Annotated in this window: 21 protein-coding genes; 9 read left to right on the top strand and 12 right to left on the bottom strand. The window is 59.4% G+C overall.

The window, feature by feature from the left end; all coding sequences use genetic code 11:
* Window positions 1–8 precede the first annotated feature (8 nt).
* Window positions 9–920, top strand: coding sequence for a sugar kinase (locus tag EV281_RS13355; protein ID WP_132653578.1), 912 nt, complete (start codon window positions 9–11; stop codon window positions 918–920).
* Window positions 921–1010: 90 nt separating this feature from the next.
* Here EV281_RS13355 and EV281_RS13350 read toward each other — a convergent pair whose 3' ends face one another.
* Window positions 1011–1202 carry a DUF2735 domain-containing protein gene (locus tag EV281_RS13350; protein WP_132653577.1) on the bottom strand — a complete coding sequence of 64 codons (192 nt, stop codon included), beginning with the start codon at window positions 1200–1202 and terminating at the stop codon, window positions 1011–1013.
* A gap of 425 nt (window positions 1203–1627) precedes the next feature.
* On the opposite strand from EV281_RS13350, the gene EV281_RS13345 reads away from it, so the two are divergent.
* Window positions 1628–2668, top strand: a complete 1041-nt coding sequence (locus EV281_RS13345) for a glutamine synthetase beta-grasp domain-containing protein (protein ID WP_132653576.1) — start codon at window positions 1628–1630, stop codon at window positions 2666–2668.
* Between the two features lie 245 nt (window positions 2669–2913).
* Window positions 2914–4098: a glycosyltransferase family 1 protein gene (locus tag EV281_RS13340; protein ID WP_132653575.1), complete on the top strand. Its 1185-nt coding sequence runs from the start codon at window positions 2914–2916 to the stop codon at window positions 4096–4098.
* A 129-nt stretch (window positions 4099–4227) separates the two neighbouring features.
* Here EV281_RS13340 and der read toward each other — a convergent pair whose 3' ends face one another.
* The 3 genes from der to EV281_RS13325 all read right to left on the bottom strand — a co-directional run bounded on the left by der (window position 4228) and on the right by EV281_RS13325 (window position 7047).
* Window positions 4228–5652: a ribosome biogenesis GTPase Der gene (gene der / locus EV281_RS13335; protein WP_132653574.1), complete on the bottom strand. Its 1425-nt coding sequence runs from the start codon at window positions 5650–5652 to the stop codon at window positions 4228–4230.
* Between the two features lie 15 nt (window positions 5653–5667).
* On the bottom strand, window positions 5668–6351 hold the full coding sequence (locus EV281_RS13330) for a tetratricopeptide repeat protein (RefSeq protein ID WP_132653573.1): 684 nt from the start codon (window positions 6349–6351) through the stop codon (window positions 5668–5670).
* A gap of 102 nt (window positions 6352–6453) precedes the next feature.
* A complete protein-coding gene (locus EV281_RS13325) occupies window positions 6454–7047 on the bottom strand; it encodes an NnrU family protein (protein ID WP_132653572.1) in 594 nt (197 codons plus the stop codon).
* Window positions 7048–7169: 122 nt separating this feature from the next.
* On the opposite strand from EV281_RS13325, the gene EV281_RS13320 reads away from it, so the two are divergent.
* The gene (locus EV281_RS13320; protein ID WP_132654292.1) at window positions 7170–8177 is read left to right on the top strand and encodes a polysaccharide deacetylase; all 1008 of its coding nucleotides are present in this window, start codon (window positions 7170–7172) and stop codon (window positions 8175–8177) included.
* A 105-nt stretch (window positions 8178–8282) separates the two neighbouring features.
* Here the strand turns inward: EV281_RS13320 and sbmA are convergent, their stop codons facing one another.
* Window positions 8283–9548: a peptide antibiotic transporter SbmA gene (gene sbmA / locus EV281_RS13315; protein ID WP_132653571.1), complete on the bottom strand. Its 1266-nt coding sequence runs from the start codon at window positions 9546–9548 to the stop codon at window positions 8283–8285.
* Between the two features lie 122 nt (window positions 9549–9670).
* Window positions 9671–10852, bottom strand: coding sequence for an MFS transporter (locus EV281_RS13310; RefSeq protein ID WP_184326811.1), 1182 nt, complete (start codon window positions 10850–10852; stop codon window positions 9671–9673).
* Window positions 10853–11013: 161 nt separating this feature from the next.
* Here EV281_RS13310 and EV281_RS13305 point away from each other — a divergent pair, with 161 nt between their 5' ends.
* On the top strand, window positions 11014–11619 hold the full coding sequence (locus EV281_RS13305) for a PadR family transcriptional regulator (RefSeq protein ID WP_132653569.1): 606 nt from the start codon (window positions 11014–11016) through the stop codon (window positions 11617–11619).
* Between the two features lie 44 nt (window positions 11620–11663).
* Here EV281_RS13305 and EV281_RS13300 read toward each other — a convergent pair whose 3' ends face one another.
* Window positions 11664–12254: a TetR/AcrR family transcriptional regulator gene (locus EV281_RS13300; protein ID WP_132653568.1), complete on the bottom strand. Its 591-nt coding sequence runs from the start codon at window positions 12252–12254 to the stop codon at window positions 11664–11666.
* A 192-nt stretch (window positions 12255–12446) separates the two neighbouring features.
* Here EV281_RS13300 and EV281_RS13295 point away from each other — a divergent pair, with 192 nt between their 5' ends.
* Window positions 12447–12845, top strand: coding sequence for a RidA family protein (locus tag EV281_RS13295; RefSeq protein ID WP_132653567.1), 399 nt, complete (start codon window positions 12447–12449; stop codon window positions 12843–12845).
* A gap of 48 nt (window positions 12846–12893) precedes the next feature.
* On the opposite strand, the gene greA is transcribed toward EV281_RS13295, so the two are convergent.
* The 5 genes from greA to EV281_RS13260 all read right to left on the bottom strand — a co-directional run bounded on the left by greA (window position 12894) and on the right by EV281_RS13260 (window position 17336).
* A complete protein-coding gene (gene greA / locus EV281_RS13290) occupies window positions 12894–13376 on the bottom strand; it encodes a transcription elongation factor GreA (protein WP_132653566.1) in 483 nt (160 codons plus the stop codon).
* A 281-nt stretch (window positions 13377–13657) separates the two neighbouring features.
* Entirely contained in the window at window positions 13658–14407 is a 750-nt protein-coding gene (gene map / locus EV281_RS13275) for a type I methionyl aminopeptidase (protein WP_132653564.1), read from the bottom strand.
* Window positions 14408–14446: 39 nt separating this feature from the next.
* The gene (locus tag EV281_RS13270) at window positions 14447–15508 is read right to left on the bottom strand and encodes an LLM class flavin-dependent oxidoreductase (RefSeq protein WP_132653563.1); all 1062 of its coding nucleotides are present in this window, start codon (window positions 15506–15508) and stop codon (window positions 14447–14449) included.
* A gap of 194 nt (window positions 15509–15702) precedes the next feature.
* Complete coding sequence (locus EV281_RS13265) at window positions 15703–16965, bottom strand: RNA polymerase sigma factor (protein WP_132653562.1); 1263 nt, start codon at window positions 16963–16965, stop codon at window positions 15703–15705.
* Window positions 16962–17336: a YciI family protein gene (locus tag EV281_RS13260; protein ID WP_132653561.1), complete on the bottom strand. Its 375-nt coding sequence runs from the start codon at window positions 17334–17336 to the stop codon at window positions 16962–16964. Before EV281_RS13260 ends, EV281_RS13265 begins: the two co-directional genes overlap by 4 nt.
* A gap of 204 nt (window positions 17337–17540) precedes the next feature.
* On the opposite strand from EV281_RS13260, the gene EV281_RS31620 reads away from it, so the two are divergent.
* From EV281_RS31620 to EV281_RS31610, 3 genes are all read left to right on the top strand, one after another.
* The gene (locus tag EV281_RS31620) at window positions 17541–17717 is read left to right on the top strand and encodes a hypothetical protein (RefSeq protein WP_245508263.1); all 177 of its coding nucleotides are present in this window, start codon (window positions 17541–17543) and stop codon (window positions 17715–17717) included.
* Window positions 17718–17801: 84 nt separating this feature from the next.
* Entirely contained in the window at window positions 17802–18302 is a 501-nt protein-coding gene (locus EV281_RS31615) for a hypothetical protein (RefSeq protein ID WP_245508262.1), read from the top strand.
* Window positions 18299–18502 carry a hypothetical protein gene (locus EV281_RS31610; protein ID WP_245508261.1) on the top strand — a complete coding sequence of 68 codons (204 nt, stop codon included), beginning with the start codon at window positions 18299–18301 and terminating at the stop codon, window positions 18500–18502. The genes EV281_RS31615 and EV281_RS31610 overlap by 4 nt, the downstream gene beginning before the upstream one ends.
* Window positions 18503–18518 lie beyond the last annotated feature (16 nt).

Here is an 18518-nt window from a genome sequence, read left to right as displayed (position 1 = left end):
AGGAAAGCTTGAGCGGACGGTTTCTGTCGATCGGCGAATGCATGGTGGAGCTCTCGCAGGCAGGTGAAGGCCTGCTGCGCAAAGGCTTTGCCGGCGATACTTTCAACACCGCATGGTATGCCCGCGCCTGCCTGCCGCCCGCCTGGTCGGTCGACTATTTCACTGCGCTCGGCGATGATCCGATGTCCGACGAAATGGTTGCCTTCATGGGCAATGCCGGCATCGGCACCGATCTCATCCAGCGCATCAAGGGCAAGACGCCTGGTCTCTACATGATCAATCTACGGAACGGCGAGCGCTCCTTCAGCTACTGGCGCGACAGTTCGGCGGCTCGCAGCCTCGCCGCCGATCCGGACCGCTTGCGCGAAGCGGTGGAAAGTGCCGATGTCGTCTATTTCTCCGGCATCACGCTCGCGATCCTCTCCCATGACGACGCGGATGCGCTGCTGGCAGAAATCCGTCGTGCCAAGGCGGTTGGCAAGTTCGTTGTCTTCGATCCGAATATCCGCCCTCGCCTCTGGTCGAGCTACGACATCATGCACACGACGATCAGCGAAGGCGGGCGTGCCTCCTCGCTCGTCATGCCGAGCTTCGATGATGAGGTTGCCCATTTCGGCGATGCCTCTATCGAAGCCACCATCGCGCGCTATCACGGGCTCGGTGCCTCGCATGTGGTCGTCAAGAACGGCGCAGAAGGCGCAACGCTGAGCTTTGCTGACGAGCAAATGCATGTGCCGGCGGAAAAGGTCGAAAAGGTCGTAGACACCACCAGCGCCGGCGACAGTTTCAACGGCGCCTTCCTGGCTCATTATCTTGAAAATCGGGATGCTCCTGCAGCCGCCCGCTTCGGGGCTAAAATCGCCGCGCGCGTGGTCAGCGAGCATGGCGCACTGGTGCCGAAGGAAAAGCTCGGCCTCTGACATTTTGGTTGAAGCCTGCGCATGTCGCTTGTCGAGCGGCCACGCGCAGGCTCGCCCCCGCCTCAGCGGCATTCAAGTCAGATCGCGAGATCAGGAATTGGTTTTCTTGTCGTCTGTGCGCACGGCTTCGTCATGGTACCAGCAGCTGTCGAACGCAGCGTCACACATATCGGCGGCCTCTCGCTCCATGAGGCGCAGGCGCTCGAAACGGTTCGGACCTTGCGCAGCTTTGATGGGGAACTTGTAGATCGTTGCGGATTCACGATGGAAACCGATTGCCATGAGATAGCCTTTCTTCTGCTCGGCCTATCAACATTCACGGTCGCGACAATAGCATAATGCACATAGTTTACGCAAATTGCATAAAATAAAGGCAATGTCGCAATTATAAACGTACGAAGCAGCATTTCCTGATTAAGAGCGTGCCGATGTGTTCAAAACTTCATCGATCCGGCTGAACGCCGGAATTTGATCCGATTCCAGCTTCGAAATGGCTGCTGCAAACCAAGATAGCTACAGCGCCCGCCGCTTCGCCAGCTATCGGCGCCACCCGAAAATCAGCTGCGATCCGGTGATTCGTAAATTTTTATGTCAGCAGCCCGAACTGGCACGCTACGTGCTTTAGCTTAGACATCCCCTGGCGGGAAGGCGCGTGCTTGCGTCTTCTGCCTCAGGATTTGCTCAAGTTCGCAGCAGAGAGAGTCGCGATGACAAAGTATAAGCTCGAGTATATTTGGCTCGATGGGTACACCCCGGTACCGAACCTGCGTGGCAAGACGCAGATCAAGGAATTTGATAGTTTCCCGACGCTCGAACAGCTCCCGCTCTGGGGCTTCGATGGTTCGTCGACGATGCAGGCCGAAGGCCGCAGCTCTGACTGCGTGCTGAAGCCGGTTGCCATCTACCCCGATCCGGCACGCACCAACGGCGTGCTCGTCATGTGCGAAGTCATGATGCCCGATGGCGTGACACCGCACCCGAGCAACTCTCGTGCAACCATTCTCGATGACGAGGATGCCTGGTTCGGCTTCGAACAGGAATATTTCTTCTTCGAAAACGGCCGCCCGCTCGGCTTCCCCGAGTCCGGCTACCCGGCTCCGCAGGGCCCATACTACACCGGCGTCGGCTATTCGAACGTCGGCTCGATTGCCCGCGAAATCGTTGAAGAGCACCTCGATCTCTGCCTCGCAGCCGGCATCAACCACGAAGGCATCAATGCCGAAGTGGCCAAAGGCCAGTGGGAGTTCCAGATTTTCGGCAAGGGCTCCAAGAAGGCCGCCGACCAGATCTGGATGGCACGCTACCTGCTGCAGCGCCTGACTGAAAAGTACGGCATCGATATCGAGTATCACTGCAAGCCGCTCGGAGACACCGACTGGAACGGCTCTGGCATGCACTGCAACTTCTCGACCAAATACATGCGCGAAGTCGGCGGCAAGGCCTATTTCGAGGCGCTGATGGCCCAGTTCGAAAAGAACCTGATGGACCACATCAATGTCTACGGCCCCGACAACGACAAGCGCCTGACCGGCAAGCACGAGACGGCTCCGTGGAACAAGTTCTCCTATGGCGTCGCTGACCGTGGTGCTTCGATCCGCGTTCCGCACTCCTTCATCAAGAACGACTATCGAGGCTACCTCGAAGATCGCCGCCCGAACTCTCAGGGCGACCCCTACAAGATCGCGTCGCAGGTTCTGAAGACGATCTCGGAAGTCCCGACTTCTGGTTTCGCTTCGGCCGCAGCATAAGTTTCACAGCGGCGCCGGCCTCCCCGCCGGCGCCGTTTCTTTTCAAGACACTCCCGCCTTCCGGCTTTTTCCTGCCGACACAATTCCCGGCCGCAGCGGCCGTAAAGTCCTGTAAACACTCGCACAGGGCTGTAATATTTCCATCATGCACTTCCGCCAAAATAAGAAAGCGGGAATCGCCATTCCGGAACCCCGCCAGGGGTGGTGCGTTGCCAGAACCATGCGACGCTGATGGAAATGGAAGCATGCTGCAACGTCCGTCAAATTCATATAGCGGCGAAAGCTGGGCCAGTGCCGCAGCCGCCGGAGCCGTGCCCGAGCGGCTGGTGATCGTGACTGACGCCTGGCATCCGCAGGTCAACGGCGTCGTCCGCTCGATCGAAAATACCAATCGGGAACTCGCCAAGATGGGCGTCGAAGTTTCGATGGTAACGCCGGAGCGCTTCGCCAGCGTGCCCTGCCCTACTTATCCTGAGATTCGCCTGTCGATCGCCTGGTACAGCCGCGTTGCGCGCGAGATCGAAAAGCATAACCCCTCTTACGTCCACATCGCGACGGAAGGTCCGCTGGGTTTGACGGCGCGCCGCTGGTGCCTCAGGAAGCGCATGCCTTTCTCCACCAGCTACCATACCCGTTTTCCCGAATATGTCTCTGCGCGGCTGCCGATCCCCGAAAGCTGGCTCTATGCCTTCGTGCGTTGGTTCCACAATGGCGGCGCAGGCTGCATGGTGGCAACGCCGAGCCTCGCCCGCGAGCTCTCTGCAAAGGGCATCAAGAATCTCATGCCTTGGAGCCGCGGCATCGATGCCACGCAATTCCATCCGATGCCCCTTGAGGAAAACCCCTTCGGCCTTCCCCGCCCGATCTTCATGACAGTCGGCCGCGTGGCGCTGGAAAAGAACCTGCCGGCTTTCCTCGATCTCGACTTGCCCGGTTCGAAGGTGGTGGTCGGCGACGGCCCGGCACGCGCCGAGCTGGAAGAGCGCTATCCGGACGCGCATTTTACTGGCGTGAAATTCGGTGAGGACCTGGCGAAGACCTATGCGCAGGCCGATGTCTTCGTCTTCCCGTCGCTGACGGATACATTCGGCAACACCATTCTGGAAGCGCTTGCGTCAGGCGTTCCGGTCGCAGCCTATCCGGTCACCGGTCCACTCGATATCATCGGCGAGGATAGCCTCGTCGGCGCGCTCGACGACAATTTGCAGGCCGCCTGCCTTGCCGCCCTCTCCTGTTCGCGGGAGAAGGCGCGCGAGCTTGCAATGCAATATTCCTGGGAAGCTGCGACGCTGCAGTTCATCAACAATATCCGCGCCGCCAATGGCGTCATCACGCCGAAATGGAAGAAGGCCTGGCAATACGCCACCAAGTCTCTCCCGAGAAGCAGAAAGCCCGGCGAACGCGCCGGACCGCTTTCGCCCACGGACTGAGCCTTCAGGCGTGAGAGACGGCACGTAGTGGCTCGTTGAGACAGTCGCACGGTAGCGCTACGAAATCGCCGAGCGGGAAGCGGACCCGACATTACCCGTTGTGTTAACCCGGCAGGCGACAGAAGCGGATTATGTCCGCTTCTTCTTCCCCTCATAGGGGTTGTCCGGCGACCGGTAGTGGATCCGGATCGGCACGCTCGGCATATCGAAATCCGCACGCAACCCGTTGATCAGGTAGCGGGTGTAGGATTCCGGCAGGGCATCCGAGCGGGTGCAGGACACCATGAAAGCCGGGGGGCGGGCCTTAACCTGCGTCATATATTTGAGCTTGATGCGGCGGCCGGAAACGGCGGGCGGCGGATGCTGCACCTGCTGCTGCTCCAGCCAGCGATTGAGCTTGGCGGTCGAGATGCGCTTGTTCCAGACACGATCCGTATCGATGATCGACTGCATGAGCTTATCAAGGCCCCAGCCGGTCTGTCCGGAAATCGGCACGGCCCGGATGCCGCGCGCCTGCGGCAGCAACCGGTCGGTCTTTTCGCGCAGGTCGGCAAGCACGGCCTGACGATCCTCGATCATGTCCCACTTGTTGAAAGCAAGAACGGCCGCGCGACCTTCGCGCAGCACGAGGTCGACGATATGCAGGTCCTGCTTTTCAAAGGGGATCGTCGCATCGAAGACGATAACGACGGTTTCGGCAAAGCGGATGGCGCGTAACGCATCGGCGACGGAGAGCTTCTCCAGCTTCTCGATCACCTTGGCCTTGCGGCGCATGCCGGCCGTATCGAACATTTTGATCGTGCGGCCGCGCCATTCCCATTCCACCGAGATGGAATCGCGCGTGATCCCGGCTTCCGGCCCCGTCAGCAGCCGGTCTTCGCCGAGGAAGCGGTTGATGAGCGTCGACTTGCCAGCATTCGGGCGGCCGACGATGGCGACACGCAGCGGCTTGCTGTCGTCATAGACCGGCTCTTCGTCTTCCTCTCCCCCTTCGTCCGATGACTGCGGCAGGTCGACATCGGTGACGGCGACATCTTCCTTCGGCGGAAAGGCAATCTCCTCGCCGACTGCAGCTACGATGGCATCGCGCAGATCGAGCATCCCCTGGCCGTGTTCGGCCGAAATCGGCACGGGTTCGCCGAGCCCAAGCGAGAAAGCATCATAGAAACCGCTGTCGGATCCACGCGCCTCGGACTTGTTGGCGACGAGCACGACGGGTTTGCCGCGGCGGCGCAACATCTCGCCGAGAGCGGTGTCGACGGGCGTCAGACCGGTCTTGGCATCGACGATGAAGAGCGACAGGTCGGCCTCATCGATCGCCGCTTCCGTCTGCTGGCGCATGCGGCCCGACAGGCTCTCATCCGTCGCCTCTTCCAGGCCGGCGGTATCGACGATCGTGAAGCGCAGGTCCACAAGACGTGCTTCACCTGGCCGGCGATCGCGGGTCACGCCCGGCGTGTCATCGACAAGCGCAAGCTTCTTTCCAACCAGCCGATTGAAAAGCGTCGACTTGCCGACATTCGGGCGACCGACGATGGCGACCGTAAAGCTCATTCTTTTCCCTTAAACTCAGCCCTGCGCGGCGGGCGCCTTGCCGGATGCGGTGATGAGATCAAGCATCATATGGGCACGATTGGCAACACCCCGCGGGCTCTCCACATCGTCGACGATCGACTGGAACCACTGCCGCGCCTGGGCCGTGTTTCCGGCCTTATAGGCAGCAAGACCGAGAGCCTCGCGTGCCGAATGGCGGAAGGCATTGCCCGGCACCGCCATTTCCTCGACGGCGGCGGAAACCTGCTCATAGGTGCCGTTCTCGATCAGCAGCCAGCCGGCGCGCATCTTGGCGGCATCCTGCACGGCAGCCGGAACGGATTTGTCCTTGGCGATGCTCTGGAAGGAAGCAATCGCGCCAGCATTGTCGCCTTTTTGCGACTGGACGGTCGCTGCACGCATGCGCGCCAGAACCGGGTAAGCGCCGTGGCCTTCCTTCTCCAGCTTGTCGAGCGCGGCCAGCGCCTCATCAGTCTTGTTCTCATCGGCCAGCTTCATTGCCGCCAGAAACTGGTCACCGGCACCGGAGGATGCATTGTTGTCCCAGTAGTCGTAAGCGACCTTGCCGATGGTCCCGAGCACGATGAGAATGGCAACGGCAATGATGTAGCGGCCGAACCGGCGCCAAGCGCCCTTCATCTGGTCGGAACGCAGTTCCTCATTGACTTCACGAATGAAGCTGTCGTCGTTGAATGCCATTCTCGTCTCCGGCCGGGGATTACCCATACACAGTGCAAAACGCACATTGTCGGGCCTTCTACTCCATTTTGCGGCGGTTGTAAGGGGGATATCGCAGAATCGTCACGAAGCGAGCATCGGCAATGGCGCAACGCCGATCAGCCATTCGTGAACGCGCCAGATGATCAGCGCCCAGACAACCGCGCCGATGATGACGGCATAGAGGTCATACCTGGCCGAAACGAATACTGGCAGGGTGATCTCGCCACGCTTCTGGCGCCGCTTGAGCGAAATGCGCATGATGACGCCCCAGGCGAGAAAGGCCGCAAACAGCAAGACCGACGACGTCTCGCCATTGGCGAGAAGATGCGCCAGCGCCCAAATCTTCACCGACAGCACCATCGGATGTTTGGTCTTCGTCGCGATATGTCCCGCCGGCAGCAGCGAAGCGACAAGACAGATCATGGCGATCAGCATCAGCGCGACCGTGATATGCGCCATCCAAACCGGCGGATAATAGAGCATGCCGGTCACCTGCCGTGCCTGCCCGAAACCATAGATCAACAGGATGAGCGTCGCGATACTCGCGATCGAATAGCCGGCTCGCCAGCCCTTCTCGCCGAGGCTTGCGATCATCGAGCGGCGGAAGTCCGGAGCTACGACCCGCACGAGATGCACCCCAAGGAAAAGTACGATGCCGATGATAAGCAATGTCATTGCGGATCCCTTCCGTGCCGTTTGCCATGGCTTACCGGCTGGCGGGAAAAAATGCCAGTAAGACCGCAGCTTCGCCGCATTTCTGTAACAGGAAAACCGCAATGCAAATTGTCGCGGTGCCCATGTTTCGTTCTATTTTTTTCGCCTCCCTTGCCCTCTCGCTGATTTTTCCTATCGCGGCTGACGCCGCCGACAAGCCAGAACAGCTCGTCATCATCTCCTTCGACGGCGCTCACGATAATGCGCTCTGGCAGAAGAGCCGCGAAATGGCGGCAAAGAACGGCGCGCATTTCACCTATTTCCTCTCCTGCACCTTCCTGATGAATCAAGAGGCGAAGAAGGACTATCAGGCCCCGCATCAGAAACGCGGAAGGTCCAATGTCGGCTTTGCACAAAGCGACGATGAAATCCGCGAGCGCCTCGGCAATATCTGGCACGCCCATCTCGAGGGCCACGATATTTCCAGCCATGCCTGCGGCCATTTCGACGGTCGACAGTGGAGCGAGGCCGACTGGTCGGCCGAATACGCGACCTTCAAGTCCACACTGAAGAACGCCTGGAAAAGCGTCGGCCTTCAGGAACCAGCCGGCTGGCAGGATCTCGTAGACCGCGGCATCAAGGGCTTTCGCGCCCCTTACCTATCGACCGGCGGCGGTGCTGACATGATCGCAGCCGAAAGGAAGGCCGGCTTCACTTATGACGCAAGCCTCGTGACCAAGGGGCCGGCCATGCCCGTCGAGGAAGAAGGCGTCCTCCGCTTCGGTCTGCCGCTCATTCCCGAAGGCCCGGGCGAAAAGCCTGTTATCGGCATGGATTACAATCTCTTCGTCCGACACTCCAAGGGCGAAGAAGATGCCGCCGATAGCGCCGCCTTCGAGGAGCGAGCCTATACGGCCTTTAAAGAGGCGTTCGACAAGCAATATGCCGGCAGCCGCATTCCCCTACAGCTCGGCTTCCACTTCGTGGAAATGAACGGTGGCGCCTATTGGCGCGCGCTCGATAGGCTGGTCAGCGACGTCTGCCACAGATCGGATGTTGCCTGCGTCAGCTATTCGGAAGCGATCCCGATGATCAAGGCACGCGGCCAGTTGGAACAGGCATCAGGGTTGCAAGCCCCTGACGCCTCTTAATATTGAATATACAACGTCTGCCTGTACGCACTCGCCCGAACTGACGGTTCTCGACTGAATCTCAAAATAAAAGGGCCACCGCAATGATGGCCCTTATGTTTCGTATCAGCCGTCGGCGTGTACGACACCAACCTCATGCTCCAGATAGTGCCGATCGATATCCGGCAGCGGCTCATTGTCGATCGCCGCCTCGAAGGTCTTCAGGCGCTTGTGGATGGAGAGCAGTTCGATGATCGTCGACCAGGAGTTGACAAGATATTGGAAGGAATTGCTCACCTGGCCGAAAGCAGTCGCGATCTGTTGGAAAATACCGTAGGTGATAGCGCCGGCAACGAGGGTTGGTGCCATAAAGAAATAGACGAATAGATTGTCCGCCTGCAGGTAAAACGAGCGGGCAATATTGAAATACATATAGTGAAAATAAAGCGTGAAATAATTCGCTCTCACCCTTGAGAATAGCTCCCGGACCGTTAGCGGCTGCGCTCGGTCGGCATGATCCTCGCCATAGACCAGTTCCTTACGGTAGGCCGCCTCCACACGCTGATTCTTGAAATTCAGCCCGGGCAATTTGATGCCGGCGACAGCAAGTAGGACTGTGCCGAAGACCGACCAGAAGATCGCCAGCCAGAAGAGAGAGTTCGGCACTTCACCGAGCACCGGAAGCGTCGTCACGTAATGTGATAGCGCCAGCATGATCGGCAGGAAGACGACGAGCGTCATCACCGAATTGATCAGGTTGATGCCGAGACCTTCCAGGGTGCTGGAAAAGCGCATCGTGTCTTCCTGAACACGCTGGGATGCGCCTTCGATATGGCGGAGCTTTTCCCAATTCGCCATATAGAAATTGTTCATCGCCGTCCGCCAGCGGAAGATGTAATGGCTGGTGAAAAAGTCAGTCAGGACCGACACGAACATACTGAGGAAAGCGATTTGCGCGAAGATCAGAAATAGATCGTAGAAGTTCTCGACGGTGATACCCGGCTTCTTCGTTAGCGCATTTTGGAGCAGATCCCCGAAAGGCCGGCGCCAGTTGTTGATGACGACTGTGATCTGCACTCCAAAATAGGTCACAAAAATGATGAGCGCCGAGCCCCAGATGGACCACATCTTCCACGGATGGCTGAGCGCCTTCAAATGCCAGAAACCGCAAAAGATCAGCGTGGCAAAAAAGAAGTAGCCGTAAAACCAGAGATTCTCGGGTAGCAGGAAGAACGAGAGATCAATCGGCTGCTGCTCCTCGGGAACCGGCGTAAAGCCAAGCGAAGCACCGAGATCGGCGGCGAAGAAATACCAGCCGAAAATTGCAGCCAGCGTCCAGACTACGAGCGAAGTAAAGAACGCCTTTGGCTGGGGGAAGAAGGAGTGAAACACGGGGAATTTGCTTTCCTGAACTCGAGTCACGGAAGAGTGGCGAACCACTGATTGCCCGGAAATTAAGGCAGTTCAAAGAAAGCGGCAATGGGCTCCCCCCATTGTTACGCACTTGTAACCACTTAAGGGATTTTCTTCATCACCGGCATGACCAGAAGCGCGCAGAAAACCAGCACAATGGCGGCGATGATGGTCGGCAGCACGAAATTTCCCGTCACCTGCGCAATCCAGCCGGCAACAATGGGGCCGATGATCTGACCGATGCCGAAGGCGGCTGTCATCATCGCCAGAATGCGGCGCGGGCTTTCAGGTGAAAGCCGCCGGCCGATCTGCAATCCATAGGCGGTGATGGCAAGAAAGGTCGCGCCGAACAGCGCACCGCCGATCAATGGCGCCATTGAATGCGGCAGCTCCACCGTTGCGAGCACGCCGATTGCCTCTATGACGAGCGCCGCGACATAGACACCGCCGATCCCGAGCGAGCGCACAAAGGGCCTCCACGTGAACAGCGCGACCGTCGCCGTCAACCCGGCAATGAACCAGCAAAGAAACTCAACGATCGGCCCGGACGCGTTCATGCGTGCGATGGCGACCAGGAAGGTTGCAGTGATAACGTAGCCGAAACCGAAAAGGCCATAAGACAGCGTCAGCAACACCATCGGGCGGTTCCAAGCCAGAGGCGGCTCCTTCGCCTGCCCATTGCGCACCGGCTCTTTCGGCAGCAATGCCCAAACGATGACGAGGCTCACGATGCAGAAGAGCGCGCCGCCGATCCAGTCCGCACGCCAGCCGCCTGCCGCATCGTCGAAGGCATAGCCAAGCGCGAACACCATGACAGAAGAAATCGCGATCCCTGCTCCCGGTCCGCCGAAATGCGCCGCCTGAACGTGGTCATTGCCGGCAGCGGCCCCATGGCTCAGCACGATTGCGGATGCGAAAACCAGCGTGAAGGCGCTCGCCACACCGGCCAGGAAGCGGATAACGGCAAAGAGCATCACCGAGTCCGTCGCCGCCATGGCAGCCAGCAGGATTGCCGTCGCAGCCAAGGAAAGAAGCGCCACCAGCCGCTCGCGCCCCGCCGCCCAACCATAGGCGCCGAGAACCGCACCGACGAGATAACCGACAAAATTGGCGGAGGCGATGAAACCAGCGTCGGCTGCAGAAAGCGGCACGCCGACCATCATGCCTGGCAGGATCGGGGTGAAGGAAAAGCGCCCAAAGCCCATGGCCGCCGCCATGGCGACGGCGCCTGCAAGCGCTGTGGTTAGGAGATTGACCTGGCGGTCGTTACTGGGAGCCAACATGGTCCGTTTATCGCGCTGCAGCATGCTCGCCACAAATGAGTAATTCTGATGCATCCTTCAATTTCGCGAACAGATTTTCCGTCGCCCCTCTTGAACGACATATCTTACGATATATGTTTCACGACATAGTGAGCGATACAACGAAACAAAAGGAGTGTGGCATGAGAGGTTTTCGAGGTGGCTTCGTCGGTGAAGCGATGCGTATGGGAATGGGCCGCAGGTTTTCAGCGGGCGAATTGCAGGTAATCCTTCTGGCACTGCTGGAAGAGCGGCCGCGCCATGGCTACGAGTTGATCAAGACGTTGGAGGAGCGTTCCGGTGGCTTTTACATGCCGAGCCCAGGCGTCATCTATCCGGCCCTGACCTATCTGGAAGAGACCGGACTGGCGGAAGTGGAAAACGAAGGGACAAAGAAGCTCTACAAGATCACCGAGGCCGGTCGTCAAAAGGTGGACGATAACCGCGCTACGATCGACCAGGCGCTTGCCAAGCTGGAGCGCATTGCCGAAGGCATGGCCTTCGTCAATCGCATGTTCGACCCCGAGCAGGCCCAGGGTGGAGGCGGCGGGCGGCACCGTCGCGACGAGGAAGACGAGGATTTTGGTCGCGATGACGGCAATGTCCGCGCTGCCCGTCAATTGCTGCGCTCGGCGCTGCGGATGCGCTATCCCTGGTCGGCAGTTGAAGCCGCGCGGATTTCCGGAATCCTGGAACGCGCCGCCATGGAAATCCTGCAAGGTGGCAAAGCCGACTCGCAGCGGGACTAAAATTGCCAGAACGACTGGCGGCGGGAACCGCCGCCACGTCAATGTCAGGTCTTCAGCAGGCCGGTCGCAAGACCACGGAAAGCCTCGACAACCTTTTTCAGAAGGCTGTGCGGATCATCCGCCGCGGCAATCCAGAGCGCAGCACTGAGCGACGCTCCATTGAGCAGGCGAGCGGCAGCCTCGGCATCGACGGGCTTGACCGTGCCTTCGTCGATCAGCGCCTGAATCGTCTGGGTCGTCGTTTGAAGACAGGCATTCTGGGTGGGCCACTGCGAGGGATCGCCAAGCACCGCCGGCCCGTCGAGCAGCATGATACGCTGGATTTCTGGCTCCAAAGCCATTTCGATATAAGCAGTATATTCCGCCAGAAGGCCGAGCCAGGCCGTCTCGGCCCGGTCACGCGCGATGCGCAACCGCTCCCCCATCTCGGCGTCGATCTCATCGATTACGGCCTGCAGCAAGCCCTTCTTGTCACCGAAATTGTGGTAGAGCGCCCCACGCGTCAACCCGACATCGGCGGTCAGATCATCCATCGACGCAGCTGCATAGCCTTTAATGGCGAAGGCTTTCCGGCCAGCCTGAATAAGCTTCGCCCTCGTCTCCTCCATCATCTGCGCCCGGGTCTTTGCGGCCATCTGCTTCCTCATAATACACATACGCTTCGTATGCGTATTGACATACGCACCGTATGTCTGATTATATCTACATACGGAGCGTATATCAATTGCGACTCCGAATAACGGCTAACTCGTACCCACACCCAGCTACCTCATTCGACGGACGAAGGTTCGGCGACGGGTACCCTTTTGCCTAAACAGGAGAAAACAATGACCAAACGCGATGCGATTTTCCCCGCCGGCCGTCAGGCCCTCTACGAAATCAACCGCTATTCGGCGGCGATCCGCTCCGGCGACCTGCTCTTCGTCTCTGGCCAGGTCGGCAGCCGTGAAGATGGCTCCCCCGAGCCCGATTTCGGAAAGCAGGTCCAGCTCGCCTTCGACAATCTGAAATCCGTACTCCACGCCGCCGGCGCCACTTTCGATGATGTCGTCGACGTCACCACCTTCCACACCGATCCCGAGGCGCAGTGGCCGATAATCTCCGGCATCAGAATGAAGGAAATCGGCGAGGCGCCCTATCCGAACTGGACGGCAGTTGGCGTGAACTGGCTGGCCGGTTTCGATTTTGAAATCAAGGTCATCGCACGCCTGCCACATGCCGCCTGATTTCAAGGTCAACTGAAAGAGCGCCGCGTCTGAAGACGATGTGGCGCTCTACGCGATCTCGATGATTTCAAGCTCCTGCTGACCGACGGTGACGACATCGCCAACGGCCTTACCCACAAGAATCCGGGCAACCGGCGAGACATAGGAGATCGATCCCGCCTTCGGATCGGCCTCATCCTCTCCAACAATACGATAGGTCTGGACCCGTCCATCATCACGGCTGAACGTGACGGTGCTTCCGAAGGCCACGACCTCCGTCGAGGTCGGATCAGGGACGAGCTGGGCAGTGCGGATGCGTTCGACGAAATAGCGCAGGTCGCGCAACGGATTTGCCTGCTGGCGCCGTCTTTCGTTGACATCCTCGATCATGCTTGCGGTGTCATAGGCCTCGCGCGCCTGCTGCACTTGCAGCTCCAATGCCTTCAGCCCGGCTTCCGTCACAAGATTGGGATGAGGCGAAATCGCACGGTCGGGCAGCAGCGTTTCAGCAGCCGTTTCGGCACTTTCTTCCTTGGTGAAGGCAACAGCCATTTAGAGCCTTTCCTGGTTAGATTGCAGGATTCTGCCGGAGCAGGTTTGTGTCAGGGCAAAGGCGATTGGCGAAGGGCATACCCCAAGGTACGTCCGAGCCGAACGCCTTTGATCCTGGTGCAAAGATGCCCGGCCCTAGCTGGTTTGCAAGCAAACCACCGGGGTTGGCTGAAACGGGCCGCCTGATCGACCGGTCGACCATCCGACTCCGTTTGAGCCAACAGAATGCATCAATCTAACCAGGAAAGGCTCTAAACCTCCAGCAGCGAGGGTTTTGACCCTCAAGCCGCCAATGTCAAAATAATCGGCCCGTTGCGGGTTGCAACGACAGTATGTTCATACTGCACCGTCGGGGCCTTGGGATCGGCATAAAGCGTCCAGGCGTCATCGCCGCCTTCCGCCCAAGTGGCGCCAAGAGAGAGGAAGGGCTCGACCGTAAAGACGAGGCCTTCGGTCATCATGCGCCGTTCGGACGGATCAGGCCAGGTGGAAAGCTCGGCCGGCTCCTCATGCAGCGAGCGGCCGACGCCGTGGCTGGCGAGATTGGTGACGAGCGTATAGCGGTTCTTCTGCGCGAAGGCACCGACGGCATTGCCGATCTTGGCCAGCGGCTCGCCCGCCTTGATTTGGTTGAGACCGACCCAGAGCGCTCGCTTGCCATCCCGGCAGAGCTTCTCGATCTTCGATTTCACCGGCGGCATAGCGAAGGAAGCGCCGGTATCGGCAAAGAATCCGTCCTTTTCCGCTGAAACATCGATGTTGACGAGATCGCCGGCGCGAATGACGCGCGGGCCGGGAATGCCGTGGGCGATTTCCTCGTTGACACTGATACAAGTCGCCCCCGGGAACTGGTAACAGAATTCAGGTGCCGAACGTGCACCCGCATCTTCCAGCGCCTTGCGGCCGATCTGGTCGAGCTCCAGCGTCGTCATACCCGGCTCCATCGCCGCTGCCATCACCTGTATGGCGTTGGCGCAGATGCGGCCGATCTCCTTGAGCTTGGAAAGTTCTTCGTCGTTCTCGATAACCATAGACACGTTCCGGCGTTGCCGAGAGCGACAGGCTCTTCGTCAAGCGGTGGCTTTCGCGCCTTCGGCAGCCCCAGTCAATGCCTTTCTCACGATCGGCGCCACTTTTGTACCGTAGAGTTCGATGCCCCGCATGATCTGGTCGTGAGGCATCTGCCCGATCGCCATTTGCAGAAGGAAACGGTCATTGCGGAAAACCTTGTGCGCAGCAATGATCTTCTCGGCCACCAGTTCCGGATCGCCAAGGAAGAGATTGCCGGTCGGACCGCGCGACATGTCGAAATGCGCTCGGCTCGTCGGACCCCAGCCGCGCTCGCGGCCGATGCGGTTCATCACTTCGGCCTGCGGACCGTAGAACTGGTCTGCAGCAGCCTCCGTCGTATCGGCGATGAATCCGTGCACATTGATGCTGGTCTTCAGCTTCGCCGCATCCTGCCCTGCCCGGCGGGCAGCTTCGCGATAGAGGTCGAAGAGTGGCGCAAAGCGCGGATATTCGCCGCCGATGATGGCAAGCGCCACCGGCAGGCCGAGCGCACCGGCACGCGCCACGGACTGCGGCGTGCCGCCGACCGCGATCCACAGCGGCAGCTGATCCTGCAGCGGCCGCGGATAGACGCCGCGTCCTTGGATCGGCGCGCGCAACTCGCCCTTCCAGCTGACGACCTCGTCGTCGCGGAGAGCTAGAAGAAGATCGAGCTTTTCCTCGAAGAGCTGGTCGTAATCTTCGAGATTGTAACCAAAGAGCGGGAAGGATTCGATGAAGGAGCCCCGCCCCGCCATGATCTCGGCCCGGCCGTTGGAAATCAGGTCGAGCGTCGCAAACTGCTGGAACACCCGCACCGGATCGTCGGAGGAGAGGACGGTGACCGCGCTGGTGAGGCGAATGTTCTTCGTCTTTGCAGCAGCGGCAGCAAGCGCAACCGCCGGCGCCGAGGCCACATAATCAGGCCGGTGATGTTCGCCGAGCCCGAAGACATCGAGCCCGACCTGGTCGGCAAGCTCGATCTCTTCGATCAGATGGTTGATCCGCTCGGCCGCTTCCACTCCCCTGCTGCGGGAAGGATTGGGATTGACGTCTGCGAATGTATATAGGCCCAGTTCCATCGTCGGCATCCTGTTGAATTCAGCCCGGAGATAAGGATGCGGTGGGCGAAGAGCAAACGGAAATTCTGGAACGATATCTTCGAGAAAATCGATAGTTTGAAATCTCTTCAGCATGACCGCCTGTCGGCCAGAATACCCATGATGAGCGCGCGCTGATAGTCGCATCGAACAGGTGCCGATAGCTTGAGCTGCAATCAGGTCTTGGCGCTCTGCCGTCCTGCCTCTTCCTGCATCTTGTCGATCTCACGACGGATATGGGCAGCCTCAGCCGCCGAATGGGCAAGCGCGATTGCGCGGTCGAAGGCGATGCGTGCCTGGCCGATCTGGCCGAGCTGCTTCAAGAGATTGCCGCGCAGGCCATGGTAATAGAAATAGCCGTCGAGCTTCTCACCAAGCTGCTCAACCAGGTTGAGCGCCTCCTGCGGACCATTCAACTTGCACACCGCGACGGCGCGGTTGAGCGTCACCACGGGCGAAGGCTGGACACGTTCGAGAGCCCGATAAAGCAGATCGATCTCCACCCAGTCGGTATCCGCAGCGCGTTTGGCGCGGGAATGGACCGCGGCAATCGCCGCCTGCAGCTGATAGGGACCCGGCCTGCGGTGGCGCAGCGCCTTGTCGAGCAGCGCCACCGCCTCGTTGATGAAAGGCTGGTTCCAGAGAGAGCGGTCCTGATCTTCGAGCAGCACGATCTCGCCTTCGGCGCTGAAACGCGCCTGCCGGCGGGAAATCTGTAAGAGCATCAGGGAAAGCAGCCCCATCAGTTCCGGCTCGGCAGGAAAGATGTGCAGCATCAATCGCGCCAGGCGGATCGCCTCGTCGCTGAATGCGGCCGCTTCCTGTTCCGGATCGGCCTGGCTGTAGCCCTCATTGAAGATCAGGTAGATCATCGTGCTGACGATCGCCAGCCGCTCGGCCCTCTCCTGCGGGCTCGGCGTTTCGAACGGCACGCCGGCCTTTGCCACACGCGCCTTGGCCCGCGTAATGCGCTGTTCCATGGCGGTTTCCGAGACGAGGAAGGCACGGGCAATCTGCGAGACCGAAAGGCCGGAGACGATGCGTAACGCCATTGCAATCTGCTGGGTCGCCGGCAGATCCGGATGACAGCAGATGAAGAGCAGCCGCAGGATGTCGTCGCGATAATTGGAATCGTCCAGCCGCTCTGCAATATCGCTTTCGGCATCCTCCTTGTCCGAAATCTGGTCCTCGTCCGGCAGCGCCTGGATCTTCGCCCGCTTGCGCACCGCGTCGATGCCGCTGTTGCGGCCGACGAAGATCAGCCAGGCCGTCGGATCACGCGGCGGCCCCTTTTCCGGCCATGTCCGGATCGCCCTCAGGCACGCCTCCTGAAACGCTTCCTCCGCAGTGTCGAGATTGCGGAAATAGCGCAACAGTGCGCCGAGCGCCTTCGGCCGGGCCGAGGCAAGCGCAAGGTCGATCCAGGCAATGTCTGTCATGATGCGATCTCTCCCGGCCTGAAGGTGTAGAACGGCCGTATTTCGTAAGAGGTGGAACCCGGATTGACCGCCGAAAGCTCCTTGGAAAAGGCGATCGCCTCATCCAGCGTTTCGAAATCAACCGTATAGAAGCCGAGAAGCGCCTCTTTCGTTTCCGCAAATGGACCGTCGACGACGAAGGCCTCATCCTTCCCCTTGCGCACGGTCGTGGCGGCCGTCGTCGGCATCAGCCGGCCGGTCGGGCCTAGCTTGCCTGCCGCGGCAAGCGGCTCGATCGCGGCATAGAGCTTTTCCATGACGGTGGCCTCTTCCTCCTTGGTCCAGGCGAAGACGGTTTCCTCATTGGCGTAGCAAAGGATTGCATAAAGCATCGGTCACTCCTCTTTCCGAATGACGAATGAGTAACCGTTTGGCCGACAGGCCGCATCAAAAAATTATGGCTGGAAGGCCGGCATACCTAATTGAAGCATCCCGATTAACTATGCGCACTGGCTCCGCAATCGCCGCCATTGAGTTGCCCAATTTGATCCGGAGACCTGTCGGCGTTTTCCATCACCATTCCATTCGAGAACCCCATGAACATATCTCAAAGACTTCTCGTCGCACTTGCCGCCCTCGTGCTGCCGATACAGGCTGCCCATGCTGCCTCCGCCCCCGAAAACTTCCTCTATACGAGCTCTGGAAATCTTGCCGCCGCAAAGGCCACGCTCGCCCGGCCGGATATCGGCGGCGTCCAGGTCGTCTATAACTAGAAAAGCCTGGAACCGGCGAAGGGCCAATATGACTTCTCCGCGATCGAGCAGGATTTCGCCATTGCCAAGGGCCTGAACAAGAAGATGTTCATCCAGGTGCAGGATCGCTTCTTCAATCCCAAGGCCCGCAACATTCCCGACTATATGCTGACCGAACCGGAATATGACGGTGGCCCCACGCCGCAGTTCGACAATCCCGGCGAAAACAAGCCTGTCGGCTCCGGCTGGGTCGCCCAGCAGTGGAATCCGGCGGTGCGCGCCCGCTACCAGGCGCTGCTGAAGGCACTCGCTGAAAAGTTCGACGGCCAGGTCTATGGCATCAATCTGCCGGAGACATCGATCGATCTCGATCCCAAGAACGAGCCGAAGGGCTTTTCCTGCGACACCTATTTCTCAGCCGAGATGGAAAACCTCGCCTTCGCCCGCAGGGTCTTCGAAAAGTCACTGGTCGTGCAATATGTGAACTTCTGGCCCTGCGAATGGGAGAACGACCATAATTACATGAGCCGCCTCTTTGATTATGCCGAGAAGAACAATGTTGGCCTCGGCGGTCCCGACATCGTGCCGACCGCAAGGCGCAGATGAAGAACTCCTATCCCTTCTTCAACAAATACAACGGCAAGCTTTCCTATGTCGGCCTCGCCGTGCAGGAGCCGACGCTGACCTACAGGAACCCTGCAACCAAGAAGCCCTTCACCAGGGAAGAATTCACCGCCTTCGCCCAGGATTATCTCGGTGCCAACGTGATCTTCTGGAGCACGGCGACGCCCTGGCTGAAAAAATAGGGAAATCAGGCAGGCG

This window comes from Rhizobium sp. BK418 (genome assembly GCF_004341105.1).
Taxonomy (GTDB): Bacteria; Pseudomonadota; Alphaproteobacteria; order Rhizobiales; family Rhizobiaceae; genus Rhizobium.
This window is presented reverse-complemented; position numbering and strand designations above follow the sequence as displayed.

What these genes read in the sequence shown, in the direction of transcription:
- EV281_RS13350 (WP_132653577.1), bottom strand. Translation starts at nt 1,202, where the DNA reads ATGGCAATCGGTTTCCATCGTGAATCCGCAACGATCTACAAGTTCCCC.
- EV281_RS13345 (WP_132653576.1), top strand. Translation starts at nt 1,628, where the DNA reads ATGACAAAGTATAAGCTCGAGTATATTTGGCTCGATGGGTACACCCCG.
- EV281_RS13340 (WP_132653575.1), top strand. Translation starts at nt 2,914, where the DNA reads ATGCTGCAACGTCCGTCAAATTCATATAGCGGCGAAAGCTGGGCCAGT.
- der (WP_132653574.1), bottom strand. Translation starts at nt 5,652, where the DNA reads ATGAGCTTTACGGTCGCCATCGTCGGTCGCCCGAATGTCGGCAAGTCG.
- EV281_RS13330 (WP_132653573.1), bottom strand. Translation starts at nt 6,351, where the DNA reads ATGGCATTCAACGACGACAGCTTCATTCGTGAAGTCAATGAGGAACTG.
- EV281_RS13325 (WP_132653572.1), bottom strand. Translation starts at nt 7,047, where the DNA reads ATGACATTGCTTATCATCGGCATCGTACTTTTCCTTGGGGTGCATCTC.
- EV281_RS13320 (WP_132654292.1), top strand. Translation starts at nt 7,170, where the DNA reads ATGTTTCGTTCTATTTTTTTCGCCTCCCTTGCCCTCTCGCTGATTTTT.
- EV281_RS13310 (WP_184326811.1), bottom strand. Translation starts at nt 10,852, where the DNA reads ATGTTGGCTCCCAGTAACGACCGCCAGGTCAATCTCCTAACCACAGCG.
- EV281_RS13305 (WP_132653569.1), top strand. Translation starts at nt 11,014, where the DNA reads ATGAGAGGTTTTCGAGGTGGCTTCGTCGGTGAAGCGATGCGTATGGGA.
- EV281_RS13300 (WP_132653568.1), bottom strand. Translation starts at nt 12,254, where the DNA reads ATGGCCGCAAAGACCCGGGCGCAGATGATGGAGGAGACGAGGGCGAAG.
- EV281_RS13295 (WP_132653567.1), top strand. Translation starts at nt 12,447, where the DNA reads ATGACCAAACGCGATGCGATTTTCCCCGCCGGCCGTCAGGCCCTCTAC.
- greA (WP_132653566.1), bottom strand. Translation starts at nt 13,376, where the DNA reads ATGGCTGTTGCCTTCACCAAGGAAGAAAGTGCCGAAACGGCTGCTGAA.
- map (WP_132653564.1), bottom strand. Translation starts at nt 14,407, where the DNA reads ATGGTTATCGAGAACGACGAAGAACTTTCCAAGCTCAAGGAGATCGGC.
- EV281_RS13270 (WP_132653563.1), bottom strand. Translation starts at nt 15,508, where the DNA reads ATGGAACTGGGCCTATATACATTCGCAGACGTCAATCCCAATCCTTCC.
- EV281_RS13265 (WP_132653562.1), bottom strand. Translation starts at nt 16,965, where the DNA reads ATGACAGACATTGCCTGGATCGACCTTGCGCTTGCCTCGGCCCGGCCG.
- EV281_RS13260 (WP_132653561.1), bottom strand. Translation starts at nt 17,336, where the DNA reads ATGCTTTATGCAATCCTTTGCTACGCCAATGAGGAAACCGTCTTCGCC.
- EV281_RS31620 (WP_245508263.1), top strand. Translation starts at nt 17,541, where the DNA reads ATGAACATATCTCAAAGACTTCTCGTCGCACTTGCCGCCCTCGTGCTG.
- EV281_RS31615 (WP_245508262.1), top strand. Translation starts at nt 17,802, where the DNA reads ATGTTCATCCAGGTGCAGGATCGCTTCTTCAATCCCAAGGCCCGCAAC.
- EV281_RS31610 (WP_245508261.1), top strand. Translation starts at nt 18,299, where the DNA reads ATGAAGAACTCCTATCCCTTCTTCAACAAATACAACGGCAAGCTTTCC.